The 16,411-nt window shown below is 68.7% G+C and carries 16 protein-coding genes; 12 read left to right on the top strand and 4 right to left on the bottom strand.

Annotation, left to right across the window (positions count from 1 at the left end):
• Positions 1-22 precede the first annotated feature (22 nt).
• A complete protein-coding gene (locus tag PSR88_RS06530; protein ID WP_050787463.1) occupies positions 23-1,573 on the top strand; it encodes a carboxylesterase/lipase family protein in 1,551 nt (516 codons plus the stop codon).
• Between the two features lie 48 nt (positions 1,574-1,621).
• Entirely contained in the window at positions 1,622-2,731 is a 1,110-nt protein-coding gene (locus tag PSR88_RS06525; RefSeq protein WP_009473993.1) for a glutamate--cysteine ligase, read from the top strand.
• On the opposite strand, the gene PSR88_RS06520 is transcribed toward PSR88_RS06525, so the two are convergent.
• Positions 2,724-3,479 (bottom strand): hypothetical protein, encoded by a 756-nt coding sequence (locus tag PSR88_RS06520; RefSeq protein ID WP_016879960.1) that lies wholly within the window; start codon positions 3,477-3,479, stop codon positions 2,724-2,726. The two genes, PSR88_RS06525 and PSR88_RS06520, sit on opposite strands and share 8 nt — an antisense overlap.
• 118 nt (positions 3,480-3,597) lie before the next feature.
• Between PSR88_RS06520 and holA the strand changes: the two genes are divergently transcribed.
• Positions 3,598-4,575 (top strand): DNA polymerase III subunit delta, encoded by a 978-nt coding sequence (gene holA / locus PSR88_RS06515; RefSeq protein ID WP_016879961.1) that lies wholly within the window; start codon positions 3,598-3,600, stop codon positions 4,573-4,575.
• 70 nt (positions 4,576-4,645) lie between these two features.
• Here holA and rpsT read toward each other — a convergent pair whose 3' ends face one another.
• Positions 4,646-4,906: a 30S ribosomal protein S20 gene (rpsT, locus tag PSR88_RS06510; RefSeq protein ID WP_005248015.1), complete on the bottom strand. Its 261-nt coding sequence runs from the start codon at positions 4,904-4,906 to the stop codon at positions 4,646-4,648.
• Positions 4,907-5,211: 305 nt separating this feature from the next.
• Here rpsT and PSR88_RS06505 point away from each other — a divergent pair, with 305 nt between their 5' ends.
• From PSR88_RS06505 to PSR88_RS06485, 5 genes are all read left to right on the top strand, one after another.
• Positions 5,212-6,840, top strand: a complete 1,629-nt coding sequence (locus PSR88_RS06505) for a circularly permuted type 2 ATP-grasp protein (RefSeq protein ID WP_029537212.1) — start codon at positions 5,212-5,214, stop codon at positions 6,838-6,840.
• Positions 6,840-7,811 (top strand): alpha-E domain-containing protein, encoded by a 972-nt coding sequence (locus PSR88_RS06500; RefSeq protein WP_009473987.1) that lies wholly within the window; start codon positions 6,840-6,842, stop codon positions 7,809-7,811. The genes PSR88_RS06505 and PSR88_RS06500 overlap by 1 nt, the downstream gene beginning before the upstream one ends.
• Positions 7,812-7,819: 8 nt before the next feature.
• A complete protein-coding gene (locus tag PSR88_RS06495) occupies positions 7,820-8,650 on the top strand; it encodes a transglutaminase domain-containing protein (RefSeq protein WP_011594353.1) in 831 nt (276 codons plus the stop codon).
• 64 nt (positions 8,651-8,714) lie between these two features.
• Complete coding sequence (locus PSR88_RS06490; protein WP_011594352.1) at positions 8,715-9,488, top strand: aquaporin; 774 nt, start codon at positions 8,715-8,717, stop codon at positions 9,486-9,488.
• 131 nt (positions 9,489-9,619) lie between these two features.
• Positions 9,620-10,381, top strand: a complete 762-nt coding sequence (locus PSR88_RS06485) for an SGNH/GDSL hydrolase family protein (RefSeq protein ID WP_016879963.1) — start codon at positions 9,620-9,622, stop codon at positions 10,379-10,381.
• Between the two features lie 5 nt (positions 10,382-10,386).
• Here PSR88_RS06485 and PSR88_RS06480 read toward each other — a convergent pair whose 3' ends face one another.
• Entirely contained in the window at positions 10,387-10,950 is a 564-nt protein-coding gene (locus tag PSR88_RS06480) for a type II toxin-antitoxin system PemK/MazF family toxin (protein ID WP_020476709.1), read from the bottom strand.
• Between the two features lie 65 nt (positions 10,951-11,015).
• On the opposite strand from PSR88_RS06480, the gene lepA reads away from it, so the two are divergent.
• The gene (gene lepA, locus PSR88_RS06475) at positions 11,016-12,908 is read left to right on the top strand and encodes a translation elongation factor 4 (RefSeq protein ID WP_011594349.1); all 1,893 of its coding nucleotides are present in this window, start codon (positions 11,016-11,018) and stop codon (positions 12,906-12,908) included.
• A 58-nt stretch (positions 12,909-12,966) separates the two neighbouring features.
• Complete coding sequence (locus PSR88_RS06470) at positions 12,967-13,905, top strand: NAD(P)H-dependent flavin oxidoreductase (protein WP_016879964.1); 939 nt, start codon at positions 12,967-12,969, stop codon at positions 13,903-13,905.
• Positions 13,906-13,931: 26 nt separating this feature from the next.
• Here the strand turns inward: PSR88_RS06470 and PSR88_RS06465 are convergent, their stop codons facing one another.
• Positions 13,932-15,887, bottom strand: coding sequence for a glycoside hydrolase family 15 protein (locus tag PSR88_RS06465; RefSeq protein WP_011594347.1), 1,956 nt, complete (start codon positions 15,885-15,887; stop codon positions 13,932-13,934).
• Positions 15,888-15,973: 86 nt separating this feature from the next.
• On the opposite strand from PSR88_RS06465, the gene PSR88_RS06460 reads away from it, so the two are divergent.
• Both PSR88_RS06460 and PSR88_RS06455 read left to right on the top strand, forming a co-directional pair.
• Complete coding sequence (locus PSR88_RS06460) at positions 15,974-16,156, top strand: hypothetical protein (protein WP_005247996.1); 183 nt, start codon at positions 15,974-15,976, stop codon at positions 16,154-16,156.
• Between the two features lie 87 nt (positions 16,157-16,243).
• On the top strand, positions 16,244-16,372 hold the full coding sequence (locus tag PSR88_RS06455) for an Ms4533A family Cys-rich leader peptide (RefSeq protein ID WP_368681004.1): 129 nt from the start codon (positions 16,244-16,246) through the stop codon (positions 16,370-16,372).
• Positions 16,373-16,411 lie beyond the last annotated feature (39 nt).

Here is a 16,411-nt window from a genome sequence, read left to right as displayed (position 1 = left end):
CGTGCCGGGCGAAGATGACGTCATGGTTTCGCGCACCGAGGACCCACATGTGACCATCGGCCAGGGAACGCTGCGGGGCGTCCGCCTCGACGGCGTTCGGTCATGGAAAGGCATTCCCTACGCCGCGCCGCCGGTCGGCGAGTGGCGGCTCCGCGCCCCGCGCGCGCCCGAACCGTTCACCGGCGTGCGCGACTGCTCCCGGTTCGGTCCGATCGCGCCGCAGAACGAGCACGGCCCGCTGCCCATCGATCCCGGTCTGACCATCGACGAGGACTGCCTCACCGTGAACGTCTCCGCCCCCGCGACGGACACCGAGCGACCGCGGCCGGTGATGGTGTGGATCCACGGCGGGGCGTATTACCTCGGTTCGTCCGGACAACGCATGTTCGATCCGACCCGTCTGGTCGAACGCGGCGACGTCGTGGTGGTCACGTTCAACTACCGGCTCGGTGCGCTGGGCTTCCTCGACTTCTCCTCGTTCTCGACCGGGGAGCATCCGTTCGACACGAACCTGGGCCTGCGCGATCAGATCGCAGCACTGACCTGGGTTCGTGACAACATCGCGGCATTCGGCGGCGACCCGGGCGACGTGACCCTGTTCGGGGAATCCGCCGGTGGCGGCGCGGTCACCACGCTGATGACGTCCCCGCCTGCGGAGGGACTGTTCCATCGCGCGATCGCCGAGAGTTCCCCCGCGACGTCCGTGTACGGCAGTGACCGCGCCGCGAGCATCGCCGAGTCGTTCCTCGAGCTGCTCGACATCGCGCCCGCCGACGCGGGCCGTCTCCGCGACCTGCCCGTCGACGTGCTGACGAAGGCCTGCATCGAACTCGTCCAGCAGGTGCCCGCGCGGGTCCCCGGCACCCTGGCGGTGGCCCCGACCGTCGACGGCGACGTGGTCCCGCACTACCCCGTGGCGGCATTCCGCAAGGGCCTCGCACACCGAATCCCGCTGCTGATCGGGACGAACAAGGACGAGGCGTCGATGTTCCGGCTCATGAAGTCGCCCCTGATGCCGATCACCCCGGACGCCGTGCATCAGATGTTCGTGGCGATCGCCGCCGACCATCCCGACCTCCCGGCGGACGAGGAACAGGAGGTGGCGGCCGCGTATCCCGACTACCCGAAGAAAAGCTCGGCCATGGAGATCTCGCGGGACGCCGCGTTCCGGATGCCGACGCTGTGGATCGCGGAGGCGCACAGCCGCGTCGCCCCGACCTGGCTGTACCGCTTCGACTACGCGACACCGTTCCTGCGCGCCGCGCGGATCGGCGCCACCCACGGCACCGAGGTGCCGTACGTCTTCGGGAACTTCGGCGTCGTCCCGCACGACCCCACATTCAAGCTCGGCGGGCACCGAACCGCCGGGCACGTGTCGGAGCGGATCCAGCGACGGTGGCTGTCGTTTGCCACCGACGGCACCCCGGACGGAACGGGAGCCGAGGTCGGCTGGCCGCGGTACGACGAGGCGGATCGCACGACCCTGCTGATCGGCAAGTCCGACGCGGTCGTCGCCGATCCGGATCGGGAGCTCCGCCGGGCGTGGGGTGAGGAAGTCATCGGGTTCACCTGAGCGGCGGTGCCCCGGTTTGGTAACCGCGGAACGGGGGATACCTCCTGAATGAGCCCTGCAGCAACGGAATCGGGTCGCGACCTCAGTGTGGGGGTGGAAGAGGAGTTCTTCCTCGTCGACGAGTCCGGTCACCTCTCCGCCGCGGGACCCGACGTGGTCACGGAGGCCGGCCACGACATTCACGGGCTTCAGCGTGAACTCGCCCGATGTCAGATCGAGACGGCGACGGGCGTGTGCCACACCGGGGAGGAACTGCACGAGGAGCTGCGCAGCCTACGACGCCGGCTGGCGAAGGCCGCCGCGGGCCGCGATCTGCTGCTGCTGCCCAGCGGGACGTCCCTGGTCGTCGAGGGATTGCCCCCGGCGATCACCCCGAGCCCGCGGTACGAGGAGATGGCCCGCCACTTCGGGTCGATCGTGGACACGGTGACCACGTGCGGTTGTCACGTGCACGTGGGGATCCCGAGCCGCGACGTCGGTGTGCGGGTGAGCAACCTGGTTCGCAGTTGGCTACCCGTACTCCTCGCGCTCGCCGCGAACTCGCCGTTCCACAGTGGGCACGACACGGCCTATCACAGTTGGCGGCACATCATGTGGTCGCGGTGGCCGTCGGCGGGACCGCCGCCGCACTTCGACTCCGCGGACGAGTACGAGGCGACGGTCGGCGCGATGATCGGAACCGGTGCCGCCATGGACCGGGGAATGATCTACTGGCACGTCCGGCTCGCCGACAAGCAGCCGACCATCGAGGTCCGGATCGCGGACGTCGCCATGACCGCGGCGCACGCGGCACTCTACGCGGTGGTCGTGAAGGGTCTCGTCGGGTGGGCGCTCCAATCGCTGGACGACGGCCTCACCGTGCCGTGGCTGCGCGCGGAGCTGCTGCGGGCGCAGTTGTGGCGCGCGGCCCGTGACGGACTCGACGGGGAATGCACGAGCCCGGCCGCGGATCGGGTCCTGCCGATCCGCCGGCAACTGGAGCTGCTGAACGACTGCGTGGCCCCGGGGCTCGGCTCGAGTGATCGGGCGTTCCTCGAGTCGGGGCTCGACACCGTGTTGCGCGAGGGAACGGGCGCCGAGCGGCAACGGGCCGAGTTCACGCGGGTGGGCACGCTGGCGGCAGTGGTCGACCTCCTGACGCGCGAAGTGGTCAGCTGACCGGGGGTGGCGGAGTCAACTCGGTGACGCCGGCGGTGGTGGAGCCGATGTAGCCGGGATGCAGCAGGCCGGCGGATCCGACACCCGTGAGCAGGGCGCCTGCGCTGGTGTCCGGTCCGGTGCGCAGAGGGCCGGGGTCGTCGATCAACGCCTCCACCGTCGGGGTGTCGACGAGGCTGAGGTCGATGCGCTGCCCGGCGGGCTGGTAGACGGCGAGGACGACCGGGTCGGGGTAATGGGCGGCGGTACGGCGCATGACGTGGAACGCGGGGTCGGTGCCCAGGGCGAGCACGGTGACATTCGCGAACGATGCGAGCCGGTCGGCGATCGCACGGCCCGCCCCGCTGCGCCACGTATGCCCGTACAGGGTGAGCGCGTCGGACAGGTGACGCTGCTCGGTGTCACCTCGCGGGCTGCCGCCCGCCGGGTCGAGCAGGGCCCGCCACCGCTGTTCGTAGAAGTCGCACGCTGTGTCGAAGTCGTCGTCGGACCCGGCCGGCGCGACGTCGCCGCGCGAGGGCGCTGCGGGTTCGAGGACGGATCGACCACCCGCGAACAGCGTCTCGGCATGTCCGGAGGCCGAACAGCGGGCGACCAGTTGCACCGACCATCGGGGGATCAGCCCGTCGCGGCAGGTGTACCGGAAACTCAGCTCGTACCGTTGCCCTGCCGTGCGATCGTCGTCGAGGTCGATCATGTGCGCGTAGTCCTCGCGGGTGACGCCGTCCACCTCGGTTTCCGCGGTCATATGATCGAGTGTCCACCGCCGACGCGACCGCTGCGTGGCGATCGCCCGTGTTCGGCCTGCTCGGTCCCGGTTCCGGGGTGTCGGCGACCGTGTCCGCCACACGTGGCACGATCTTCGCGTGAGCACTCCAACTCAGCTCGAACAGCTCCATCTCGTCCTCGGTGACGAGGAGTTCCTCGTCGAACGTGCGGTGGCGCAGGTCATCAGCCACGTCCGCGCGAACGCGGATGTGGCCGCGGGCGCAGATCTTCCCGTCAACCGGTTGAGGGCGGGCGATGCGGGGGCGGCCGAACTCGCCGAACTGCTCAGCCCCTCCCTGTTCGCCGAAGACCGCGTGGTGGTGCTCGAGGCCGCGGCCGAGGCAGGCAAGGACGCCGTGGCACTGATCCTGGACGCAGCCGGCGACCCGCCTCCGGGTGTCGTCCTCGTCGTCCTGCACTCGGGCGGCGGACGTGCGAAAGCGATGACCGGGGCGCTGGAGAAACTCGGAGCCGTGGTGCACCCGTGCGCCAAACTGAAGTCCGGCGACCTCATCGGGTTCATCCGCGGCGAGTTCCGCACCCTCGGGGTCCGGGTGTCGCCGGAAGTGGTGCAGAGCGTGTTCGAGGGGGTCGGTTCGAATCTGCGCGAACTGGCCGCTGCGTGCTCGCAGCTCACCGCAGACACCGGCGGAAAAATCGATGTCGCCGCCGTTCAGCGGTACTACTCGGGCAAGGCCGAGGTCAGTGGTTTCGACGTCGCGGACAAGGCCGTCGCCGGCGACACCGCGGGCGCGATCGAGGCGCTGCGCTGGGCGATGCTGCGGGGCGTATCCCACGTGCTGCTGGCCGACGCGCTGGCCGATGCGGTGCACTCGATCGCCCGGGTGGCCCCGGCGGGACGGGGAGACCCGTTCCGGATGGCGTCGGAACTCGGCATGCCACCCTGGAAGATCAAGAAGGCGCAAGCCCTCGCGAAGGGATGGACACCCACATCGGTGGGGGAGGCGCTGCGCATCGTGGCGTCCCTGAACGCCGACGTCAAGGGTGCGGCGGCCGACGCGGACTACGCCGTCGAGAGTGCCGTCGGACGCGTCTCCCGGCTACGCCAGGTCTGACGGAGACACGACAACAGCCGCTCGATCCGAGGATCGAGCGGCTGTTGGAGAGCCTACGACGGAAGAACCGTCAGATCTTGTTGATGGCCTGCGCGAGAGCAGACTTCTTGTTTGCAGCCTGGTTGGCGTGAATGACGCCCTTGCTGGCTGCCTTGTCGAGCTTGCGGCTGGTGGCGACGAGGAGCTCGTTGGCCTTGTCCTTGTCACCGGCCGCCGCAGCCTCGCGGAACGAGCGGATCGCCGTGCGCAGCGAGGACTTCACCGACTGGTTACGGAGTCGGGCCGCCTCGTTGGTACGGATCCGCTTCACCTGGGACTTGATGTTGGCCACGCGTAAAATCCTGTCGTCTTAAGCTGGTTACGGTCGAGAAAGCTCTGGGCGCACACATATGCACCGACAGGCGAGATTACCAGTGATCGGTGTCCGATCTCAAACCGGCGCCGGACGCGCCGGGAAATCCTGCGGCTGTGCTGCTGAACGGGTGTACATGTAGCAGCATGTCTGGGATGACGCCCCCAGCATCGAAGTCGTCAACAGTAACGAAATCGTCGGCAATCTCGAAAGCCCCCGTCCGGAAATCGGGGGGAAGCACGCAGGCGGGTGCGAAGGCATCGGGAACCCAGCCGCGGACGCGGGTGACCGCCCGGCCGCGCAAGCCCGCGGAACCCGCCCACGTGTTCGACGGGTACACCGACGTCGGGCGTTACGGGCTGGCGTTCGACGAGATGTTCGACCGCGACGGCACCGTCCGCCCGCCGTACAAAGGCGTCTTCAAGGCGCTCGAGCCCGCGGACCGAGCCGACCTCGCCGCCCGATCCGACGCTCTGGGCAGGGCGTTCATCGACCAGGGCGTGACGTTCTCGCTGTCCGGTCAGGAGCGGCCCTTCCCGCTCGATCTGGTCCCCCGGGTCATCGCGGCTGCCGAGTGGACGCGTCTCGAGAAGGGCATCAAGCAGCGCGTGCAGGCGCTCGAGATGTTCCTCGACGACGTGTACGGGGAGCAGCGCATCCTGCGTGACCACGTGCTGCCGAAGCGGTTGGTCACCTCGTGCGAGCACTTCCACCGGGAGGCGTCGGGGATCGTCCCGCCGAACGGGGTGCGGATCCACGTCGCCGGCATCGACCTCGTCCGCGACGAGAACGGGGTGTTCCGCGTACTCGAGGACAACCTGCGTTCGCCGTCGGGGGTGTCCTACGTCATGGAGAACCGCCGCACGATGGCGCGGGTGTTCCCCGACCTGTTCATGTCGCACCGCGTGCGGTCCGTGGGCGACTACGCCTCCCATCTCCTGCGGGCGCTGCGCGCATCCGCCGCCCTCAACGAGGCCGACCCGACCGTCGTGGTGCTGACACCCGGTGTCGCGAACTCGGCGTACTTCGAGCATTCGCTGCTCGCGCGCCAGATGGGTGTCGAACTGGTCGAGGGCCGCGACCTGTTCTGCCGCGACAACATGGTCTACATGCGCACGACCGAGGGCGAACGCCAGGTCGACGTCATCTACCGCCGTATCGACGACGACTACCTCGACCCCATGCACTTCCGGCCGGACTCCGTGCTCGGGGTGGCCGGCGTCCTGAACGCGGCCCGGGCGGGCAACGTCGTCATCTCGAGTGCCGTCGGGAACGGGGTCGGCGACGACAAACTCGTCTACACGTACGTCCCGCAGATCATCGACTACTACCTCGGCGAGAAGCCGTTGCTCGCGAACGTCGACACGTTCCGGTGCTGGCTCGACGAGGAGTGCGAGGAGGTCCTGGACCGAGTCGACGAACTGGTGATCAAACCGGTGGAGGGGTCCGGCGGTTACGGCATCGTCTTCGGACCCGACGCGTCACCCAAGGAACTGAACACGATTACCCGGAAGATCAAGGCCGACCCGCGCGGGTGGATCGCGCAGCCCGTCGTCCAGCTGTCCACGGTGCCAACCAAGGTCGGGGACGAACTGGTGCCCCGGCACGTCGATCTGCGGCCCTTCGCGGTCAACGACGGTGACGACGTGTGGGTGCTGCCGGGCGGGCTCACCCGGGTGGCCCTGCCCGAGGGGTCCCTCGTCGTGAACTCCAGCCAGGGCGGCGGCAGCAAGGACACGTGGGTGCTCGCGAGCCGGAGCTCCGACGAGGAGCGGGAACTCGCCGGTGAGGAGCTCGTGACCGAGCCGGCACAGTCCGCCGAGGCCGAGCAGGGGCCCGAACTCAGCACGACTCAACTACAACAGCAGCAACAACAGCAGCAGCAACAACAGGGCCAGGGAGGTGGTCGCTGATGCTGGCGAGAAACGCGGAATCGCTGTACTGGATCGGCCGGTACGTCGAGCGGGCAGACGACATGGCCCGCATTCTCGACGTCGCCGTGCACCAGTTGCTCGACGACGCCTCGGTGGACCCCGACCGCACGTCCCGGTTGCTGCTGCGGGTGCTCGGCATCGAAGCGCCCGACACGCAGCTCGACGTCCGGTCGGTGACGGAACTGGTGGCGTTCAGCCGCAACCAGGTGGGCTCGATCATCGACTCGCTCGCCAGCGCCCGCGAGAACGCCCGGGGCGCCCGGGAGGTCACGTCGAGCGAGATGTGGGAGTGCCTCAACACCACGTACAACGGCCTCGCCGAACGGGAACGGGCGTCCAAGCGTCTCGGGCCGCACGAGTTCTTCCGGTACGTGGAGGAACGTGCGGCGATGTTCGCGGGTCTGGCCGATTCGACGATGAGCCGCGACGACGGATACCGCTTCCTGCTGCTCGGCCGCTCGATCGAGCGCGTCGACATGCTCGCGCGGATGTTGTTGTCCCGTGCGGGCGACCGCCCATCTTCGCCGGCGTGGGTGACGGTGCTGCGTTCCGCGGGAGCTCACGACACCTACCTGCGCACGTACCGCGGCGCGCTGGACGCCAACCGGGTGGTCGAGTTCATCCTGCTGGACCGGCTGTTTCCGCGGTCGGTCTTCCACGCCATCCGGCAGGCGGAGTTGTGTCTCGCCGAGCTCGACCACCAGCCCGACAGTCGCGTCGGGCCGAGAGCCGAGGCGCAGCGCCTCCTCGGCAGGGCCCGCAGCGAACTCGAATTCCTGCCGCCCGGCGTGCTCCTCGAGGATCTCCAGGATCGGCTCGCGGGGTTGCAGGAAACCTGCCGCGAGCTCGGAGAAGCCATCGCGCTGCAGTATTTTCACGCCGCGCCGTGGGTGGCGTGGACCGATGCACGGGCCGTCGGCGGCGAAGCCGTCGTGGAGGGAGAACTGTGAGCTGGCGTATGAGAGTCGTGCACACCACGGGGTATGCCTACGACGCACCGGTCACGTCCTCGTACAACGAGGCGCGACTCACCCCTCGCGGTGACAGCAGGCAGACGGTGATCCTGAACCGGGTGGAGACGACGCCGGCGACGCGGTCGTACCGCTACACCGACTATTGGGGCACCGCCGTCACCGCGTTCGATCTCCATGCGCCGCACAAGGAACTCGAAGTCACCGGGCTGTCCGTGGTCGAGACCGAACCGTTCTGGGAGCCGGAGGAGAAGGTGGACTGGGACGAGCTGGCCAGCCCTCCGCTCACCGACCGGTTCAACGAACAGCTGAGCAACACCACGTTCGTGCCGCGCAGCCGCAAGCTCGACACCATCGCCCGAGACCTCCGCAAGGGCCGCACCCCCGACGAAGCCGTTGTCGCGGCGGCGGACTGGGTGCATCGGGAGATGGATTACGTTCCGGGCACGACGGGCGTCCACACGTCCGCGGTCGACGCCTGGGCCGAACGGCAGGGTGTGTGCCAGGACTACGCGCACCTGACGCTGGTTCTTCTGCGCAGCATGGGAATTCCGAGTCGCTACGTATCCGGCTATCTGCACCCGAAACCCGATGCGGCGGTGGACGACACGGTGGCGGGGGAGAGTCACGCGTGGGTCGAGGCGTGGACCGGTGCGTGGTGGGGATACGACCCCACCAACGCCGTCGCGGTGAACGAACAGCACGTGTCGGTGGGTATCGGACGGGACTACGCGGACGTTCCACCGCTCAAGGGCATCTTCTCCGGGGGCCGCGCGACAGATCTCGAAGTCGTCGTGGAGATCACACGCCTGGCGTAAAGTGCCAGCCAGATCTATCTGTGGAAAGCAGGACTAACGATCCATTTCGACGAAGGTGGGTTCAATGTCTCCAACCGCACAGGAATACGTAGAAGTCGAACCGATCTCGGATCTCAAGAAATACGTAGCTGAGGCGGTCGGAACGTTCGTACTGGTCTTCGCGGCGGTGGGTACGGCGGTCTTCGCCGGAGCCAAGGTCGGGAACCTCGGTGTGGCACTGGCATTCGGACTGACGCTCCTCTTCCTCGTCTACGCCATCGGCCCCATCTCGGGCTGCCACGTCAACCCGGCCGTCACGGTCGGACACCTCGCTCTCGGCCGGTTGTCCGTCGTGAAGGCGGGGTTGTACGTCGTCGCCCAGGTCATCGGCGGTCTCGTCGCCGGTGTGGTGGTGTACGCGATCGCGCAGAGCCTGCCCTCGTACAACCGGGCCGACGACGGTCTCGGCGCCAACGGCTGGGGCGCCCACAGCCCGTCCGCCATCAAGGGACCGCTCGGCGGGGTCATCGAGAACGGTTACGGCATCGGCGCGGCGATGATCGTCGAAGTCCTGCTCACCGCGCTGCTCGTGTTCGTGGTCCTCGCCTCCACCGACCAGATCTCCGACGTCCCCCTCGCCGGTGTCTCCATCGGTTTCACGCTCGCCGTGATCCACCTCGTGTCGATCCCGATCGACAACACGTCCGTCAACCCCGCCCGCAGCCTCGCCGTCGCGCCCTACCAGAACGGCGCGCTCGCCCAGGTGTGGCTGTTCATCGTGTTCCCGTTGATCGGCGGCGCGGTAGGAGCGCTGGTCTACCGGTCGCTGTTCGGCCGGTACGACCGACTGCAGAGCTGACGCCCGGCCGACCCGTCCCGGCCCGGCGCGACCTGCGAGCCGCACTTCTCGCGTGCGTCGTTCTCGCGCTCACCGGGGCGGTCCCCGCGACCGCGACCGCCGAGGACGCACCGCGGCCGGGACCGGCCTACGTGGCCCTCGGCGACTCCCGGGCGGCCGGGCCGCTCATCGAATTCACCGAGCACGGCGACCTGTGCCTGCGATCACCGGACCTGAACTACCCGGCGAAGCTGGCGCGGCTGATCGGCGCGGCCACCGTCACCGACGTCACCTGCTCCGCCGCGAAACCCGCCCACGTGATCAGCACCCCGCAGTTCGTGGGGACGAGGGTCGCTCCGCCGCAGATCGAGGCGCTCCGTCCGGACACCGACGTCGTGACGCTCAGCATCGGCGGGGGCGGTTCCAATCACCTGCCCGTGTCGGTGCGCTGCGCCGCTGTCCTTCCCGGCGCGGATGCCGGTTGCCGCGACAACCCACGGGCGGAGCGACTGGCGGTCGAGGGGATCGCGACGATGGCGCCCCAGGTCGACGCCGTGGTGGCCGCGATCGTCGCGAAGGCACCGAACGCCGAGGTCTATCTGATCGGGCACGGCGGTTCCGTCGGACGGCGTGGCTGCTGGCCGAACCTGCCCGTGTCCGACGCGGACGCGGTCTGGCTCGAGCGATACTTCGCCCGCTTCAACCAGATCTACGTCGACGCCGCGGCCAGATACGGCGTGCACTACATCGACATCGCGAAGGCCGCCGTGGACGGTGGGCACGACGCCTGCGCGCCGGCGGGGCAGCGGTGGTTCGAGGGCATCCTGCCGCAGTCACCCGCGGAACCGGCGCATCCCAACGCGCTCGCGATGACCGCGATCGCCGAGATGATCGCCGACGATCTGCGCCGGTGACGGCGTCACTGCCAGCTGAAGTCCGCCCGCAGTCGCCGCGCCACGATCTCGAACTTGTCCCGGGCCATCACGGCGCCCTCGCGGCGGATCCCCGCCTCCGGCACGTCCAGCACCCGGTCCAGCCGGATCCAGCTCGGACGGCCCTCCGCATCCCACGCCCCCGAGCCGACCGCGATCCAGTCCCGGTCGCCGTCGTGCTTGCTCTGCGAGGACAGCATCAACCCGAGCAGGGTGTCGCCGTCACGTCCGACGACGAGCACGGGCCGGTCCTTGCCCTGGCTCGGATCCTCCTCGTACGCCACCCACGTCCAGACGATTTCGCCCGGATCCGCGCGACCGTCCAGGTCGGGGGAGTACTCCACCTTCCGGGCCCGATGGGCGGTCGGGGCGGAATTCGCGGTGACCGGTCGGCCCGGGGCCGGCTTCGGCGCGGAGGCCGTCGACCCGGTCAGGACACCGGCCGCGCGGTCCAGCGCGCCGGACTTCTGCAGCGCCTGGATCAGCTGCGGGCCCTTGTCCCGTGCAAGTCGGCCCAACGTCTTCCCGATGCTGCTCCACGTGCTCGCCATGGCCGCCGAGCTTAGTGCGTGTATGCCGCGGCAGCCGCAACGCGGTGGCTTGGATATCCTGACAGGTGACAGTGGCCCGGAACCGGGCCGGTGCCGGTCCAGGTAAGGGGTCCCCCATCAGCAGCTTCGCCGACAAGACGTTCACGGATCCTGCCCGGATCCGGAATTTCTGCATCATCGCGCACATCGATCACGGCAAGTCGACCCTGGCCGACCGCATGCTTCAGCTCACCGGTGTGGTCGAGGAGCGGCAGATGCGCGCCCAGTACCTCGACCGCATGGACATCGAGCGCGAGCGCGGCATCACGATCAAGGCGCAGAACGTCCGGCTGCCGTGGAAGGTGGGCGACGAGGAGTTCGTCATCCACCTCATCGACACCCCCGGGCACGTCGACTTCACGTACGAGGTCTCCCGCGCACTCGAGGCCTGCGAGGGTGCGGTCCTGCTGGTGGATGCCGCGCAGGGCATCGAGGCCCAGACGCTCGCCAACCTGTACCTGGCGATGGAGAAGGACCTCACCATCATCCCGGTGCTCAACAAGATCGACCTGCCCGCCGCCGACCCGGACCGATACGCCGAGGAGATCGCACACATCACGGGGTGCGAGCCGGGTGACGTGCTGCGCGTGTCCGGCAAGACCGGCATCGGGGTGAAGGAACTGCTCGACGAGGTCGTGCGGCAGGTCCCCGCCCCCGTCGGCGACCCGGACGGTCCGGCGCGCGCCATGATCTTCGACTCGGTGTACGACGCCTACCGCGGCGTCGTCACCTACGTGCGCGTCGTGGACGGCCGGATCTCGCCGCGCGAGAAGATCACCATGATGTCGACGGGCACCACCCACGATCTGATCGAGGTCGGCATCATCTCGCCCGAACCGAAGGCCAGTATCGGCCTCGGCGTCGGCGAGGTGGGGTACCTCATCACCGGTGTGAAGGACGTCCGGCAGTCGCGAGTCGGCGACACGGTCACCGCGGCGCGCGGCGGTGCAACCGAACCCCTCGTGGGATACCGCGACCCCAAGCCGATGGTCTACTCCGGCCTCTACCCGCTCGACGGTTCGGACTACCCGGTGCTGCGCGACGCCCTGGACAAGTTGCGTCTCAACGACGCCGCCCTGGCCTACGAGCCGGAGACGTCGGTAGCGCTCGGATTCGGGTTCCGCTGCGGATTCCTCGGACTGCTGCACATGGAGATCACCCGCGACCGCCTCGAGCGCGAATTCGGGCTCGAACTGATCTCGACGTCGCCGAACGTGGTGTACCGGGTGGTGATGGAGGACGGCTCCGAGCACGTCGTCACCAACCCGTCGTACTGGCCGGAGGGCAAGATCCGCGAGGTCTACGAGCCGATGGTGAAGTGCACCATCATCGCGCCGAGCGAGTTCATCGGCGCGATCATGGAGCTCTGCCAGAACCGGCGCGGCGAACTCGGCGGCATGGACTACCTGTCCGAAACCCGGGTCGAGCTGCGCTACGAGATGCCCATGGGCGAGATCATGTTCGACTTCTTCGACGCCCTGAAGTCGCGGACCAAGGGATACGCCAGCCTCGACTACGAGGAGTCAGGCGAGCAGCAGGCCGATCTGGTGAAGGTGGACATCCTGCTGCAGGGTGAGGCCGTCGACGCGTTCTCCTCGATCGTGCACCGATCTGCGGCCGGCGCGTACGGCGGGCGGATGACGTCGAAGCTGCGTGAGCTGATTCCCCGGCAGCAGTTCGAGGTGCCGATCCAGGCGGCGATCGGCTCGAAGATCATCTCGCGTGAGAACATCCGCGCGATCCGCAAGGACGTGCTCGCCAAGTGCTACGGCGGCGACATCAGCCGTAAGCGCAAGCTGCTCGAGAAGCAGAAGGAAGGCAAGAAGCGGATGAAGACGATCGGCCGGGTCGAGGTTCCGCAGGAAGCCTTCGTGGCCGCGTTGTCGTCCGAATCGGTCGGGGACAAGCCGAAGAAGTAGCGCGCGACCGCTCGGTTGTTCTGCTCCGTCGACGACTGATCGAAAGTAGGTGCGGCACGTGGCCCTCGAAACCTGGCTCACCCGGACACTGGGAATCGAGGTGCCGATCTTCGGCGCCCCGATGGGCGGACGGGCCGGCGGGGCCCTCGTCGGCGAGGTGTCGAAGGCGGGCGGGCTCGGCCTGCTCGGCGCGGCGCGCTACGCCACCCCGGAGTGGGTGGCGAAGGAGACGGCGGTCGCGCGGAGCATCGGCGGCGACGCCTTCGGCATCGGGTTGATGACCTGGGCGCTCGACGACGACGACGCTCTGCTCGACGCCGCGCTGGCCGAGAACCCGCGGATCGTGTCGCTGTCGTTCGGCGATCCCGCGCCCTATGTGGAGCGGGTGCACGCTACCGAGGCGCTCGTGGTGTCGCAGGTGAACACGATCGACGATCTGCGGGTCGTGGAGGCGGCGGGCGTCGACTTCGTCATCGCCCAGGGCGGCGAGGCGGGCGGCCACACCGGCCGGATCGGGACGCTGCCCCTGCTGCAGGAGATCCTGGACGCCACCGCGCTGCCCGTGCTGGCCGCGGGCGGCATCGCGACCGGCCGCGGTCTCGCCGCCGTTCTCGCCGCCGGCGCGGAGGGCGCCATGATCGGGACCGCGCTGCTGGCCAGCCCCGAGACCATCGGACCGGAGTACGCCCGCGGCAGGCTGATCGCGGCGGGCAGCGCGGACACCGTGTACACGTCGGTGTTCGACCAGGCGCGCAGCCAGCCGTGGCCGGCCCGGTGGGGCGGCCGGGCCCTGAGCAACGCGTTCACGTCCCGCTGGCACGGTGTGCACGCCTCCGACACCGAACTCGCCACCGCCTACGACCCCGCGAATCCCGACCTCGGTGTCGTGTACGCCGGGGAGGCGGCGGGTCTCGTCACATCGGAGCGGCCGGCGGGTGTCGTGGTGCGGCAGATCGCCGCCGACGCGGAGCGGTTGCTGCACCGTTTCGCGGAGTAGTCCGGAGTCGCAGTTCCTCGGCCGGATCACACCGTGTAGTGGGCAGGGTGGAAGCCGCTCGCCGCGGCCTCCTCGGCGCGGATGACGTGGACGACCGCGTTGATCAACGCCAGATGGGTGAACGCCTGCGGGAAGTTACCCAGGTGCCGACCCGACTCGGGATCGATCTCCTCCGCGTACAACTCGAGGGGGCTGGCGAACCCGAGGAGCCGCTCGCACAGGCGCTTCGCGCGGTCGAGTTCGCCGATCTCCACGAGCGCCGACACGAGCCAGAACGAACAGATCGTGAACGTGCCCTCCTTGCCCGTGAGCCCGTCGTCCGTGGTCTCCACCCGGTAACGCAGCACCAGCCCGCCCTCGGTCAGCTCGTCCGCAATGGCGAGCACGGTGGCGCGGATGCGCGGGTCGTCCGAGGGCAGGAACCGCAAGAGCGGAGCGAGGAGGAGTGAGGCGTCGAGCTCGTCGCTGCCGTATCGCTGGGTGAGGACTCCGCGTGCGTCGACGCCGTGCTCGAGAATGTCGGCCTTGATCTCGTCGGCGAGGTCGGCCCACCGGTCCGCGTAACTCGTCTCCCCCTGCTGCTCGGCGAGTTTCGCGCCCCGGTCGAGCGCCACCCAGCACATGATCTTCGACGACGTGAAGTGCTGCGGCTCGCCGCGCACCTCCCAGATGCCGCGGTCGGGGAGCTGCCAGTGCTCGATCGCCTCCTCGACCTGACGTTTGAGCATCGGCCACAGCGTCTCCGGCACCCGCTCGCGCGATCGCACGTGCAGGTACACGGAATCGAGGATCGTTCCCCAGATGTCGTGCTGGTCCTGGTCGTACGCACCGTTTCCGATCCGCACCGGACGCGCGCCGTCATAGCCGGACAGGTGCGGCAGCTCCTCCTCGACGAGGGTCCGCTCGCCGCCGACGCCGTACATCACCTGCAGCGGCCGGTACTTGCCGTCGTCGGCACTGGACACGTCGTAGAGGAACGCGAAGAAGTCGTCGGCCTCCCGGTCGAGTCCGAGGCTGTACAGCCCCCACAGTGCGAATGTCGAATCGCGCACCCATGCGTAGCGGTAGTCCCAATTTCGTTCACCCCCGGGGGTTTCCGGAAGCGACGTGGTCGACGCGGCGAGCAGCGCGCCGGTGGGGGCGTACGCCAACCCCTTCAGCGCCAGGGCGCTGCGCTGCAGGTAGCCACGCCACTTGTGGTCGGGGAAGCGGCCGGTCGTGATCCATTCCCGCCAGAACTTCGCCGTCTGCCACATCTTCTCGGCAGCCTCGTCATAGGTCTGCGGTGCAGGCATGTGCGACCAGGACAGTGCGACGAACACGTTGTCGTCCGCGACCATCCGGGTCCGGGCCCGGGCCTCGCGCCCTTCCAGCCCGAGCTTCATGTTGCTGGTCAGCCGGAGTGTGGGGTGGTCGCCCGCACCACTCGACTTGCAGGTGGCGGTGGCTTCCTCGTAGACCTTGCCCGTGTACTCCCACACCGCGTCGCCGCGGTGGTAGTCGAACGCGGGCTCGCAGCTCATCTCGAGATCCACGGTGCCGTTCACGCATTTGACGGTCCGCAGCAGGACGTGTTCGGCATCCCAGTCCGTGGGGGTGCGGCGATGGGAGCGGGACCGCTGCTCCACGTTGTGCCACGGGCCGAGCACGAGTGCGTCGCGGACGATGAGCCACCCCGTTTCGGTCTGCCACGTCGTTTCGACGATCAGTCCGCCCGGCAGGTAGCGGCGGGCGGCGGGCACGTTCTGCCCGTACGGTGCGATCCGGAAGTGGCCGGCGCTGCGGTCGAGGATGGCGCCGAAGACGCTGGGGGAGTCGGGCCGGGGGATGCACATCCACTCGACCGCCCCGTTCCGGGCGATCAGGCACGTGGTCTCGCAGTCCGACAGGAATGCGTAATCGTCGATCGGCGGAAACGCGCGACGGTGGCGATGCGCGGCAGAGCGAGGCTGGTCGTCCGAGTGCGCATCGAGAGACACCATCTGCTCATCATCGGCCGTCGTCGTCGCGGCGTCCACCTGTGCGCCGACCACGTGCCGGCGAACGATAGGGTGGCACGGTGGACCGGATGGCGAGTTGGTGGGACGGCTTCGAGCTGTGGATCGCCGGGCTCCCGTTCGTTCCGCAGGTCGCCCTCGTGCTGCTGGTGATGGTGCCGGTGTGCCGGGGACTGGCGTGGCTGCTCGATCGTGGCCTGGCCGCAGTCTTCGTCCTGCTCAGGCGGGATGTCTCGAAGGTGGAGGAACCCTGATGCCGCGCTCACGCGTCACACTCGCGCTGCTCGCGCTGCTCGTCCTCGTCATCGTCGCCTGGCTGCTCACCCGGTAAATCCCGTTCGATGTGGGCGGTTGGTTCAGCCTCTGCTACAGTCCACGGCGTGTCTGAAGCCGCTGTACACCAGGTCCGCCATGAATTGGCGTTGATCGCTGTCGGCATGCTCGCAGTCGCCGACATCGACTGTTGTTGATTTCTCCTCGCACACAGAAATGCGCGCGGGTGACACCGT

Origin of the sequence: Rhodococcus sp. DK176, assembly GCF_038447315.2 — a bacterium.
Lineage (GTDB): Bacteria > Actinomycetota > Actinomycetes > Mycobacteriales > Mycobacteriaceae > Rhodococcus_F > Rhodococcus_F jostii_A.
The sequence above is the reverse complement of the archived record's forward strand: the minus strand, read 5'-3'. Positions and strand labels throughout refer to the sequence as shown.

Coding starts and splice junctions, on each gene's coding strand:
- PSR88_RS06500 (WP_009473987.1), top strand. CDS start 6,840: ATGCTGGCGAGAAACGCGGAATCGCTGTACTGGATCGGCCGGTACGTC.
- PSR88_RS06465 (WP_011594347.1), bottom strand. CDS start 15,887: ATGGTGTCTCTCGATGCGCACTCGGACGACCAGCCTCGCTCTGCCGCG.
- PSR88_RS06480 (WP_020476709.1), bottom strand. CDS start 10,950: ATGGCGAGCACGTGGAGCAGCATCGGGAAGACGTTGGGCCGACTTGCA.
- PSR88_RS06530 (WP_050787463.1), top strand. CDS start 23: ATGGTTTCGCGCACCGAGGACCCACATGTGACCATCGGCCAGGGAACG.
- PSR88_RS06460 (WP_005247996.1), top strand. CDS start 15,974: ATGGCGAGTTGGTGGGACGGCTTCGAGCTGTGGATCGCCGGGCTCCCG.
- PSR88_RS06490 (WP_011594352.1), top strand. CDS start 8,715: ATGTCTCCAACCGCACAGGAATACGTAGAAGTCGAACCGATCTCGGAT.
- PSR88_RS06525 (WP_009473993.1), top strand. CDS start 1,622: ATGAGCCCTGCAGCAACGGAATCGGGTCGCGACCTCAGTGTGGGGGTG.
- PSR88_RS06520 (WP_016879960.1), bottom strand. CDS start 3,479: ATGACCGCGGAAACCGAGGTGGACGGCGTCACCCGCGAGGACTACGCG.
- PSR88_RS06455 (WP_368681004.1), top strand. CDS start 16,244: ATGTGGGCGGTTGGTTCAGCCTCTGCTACAGTCCACGGCGTGTCTGAA.
- PSR88_RS06495 (WP_011594353.1), top strand. CDS start 7,820: ATGAGAGTCGTGCACACCACGGGGTATGCCTACGACGCACCGGTCACG.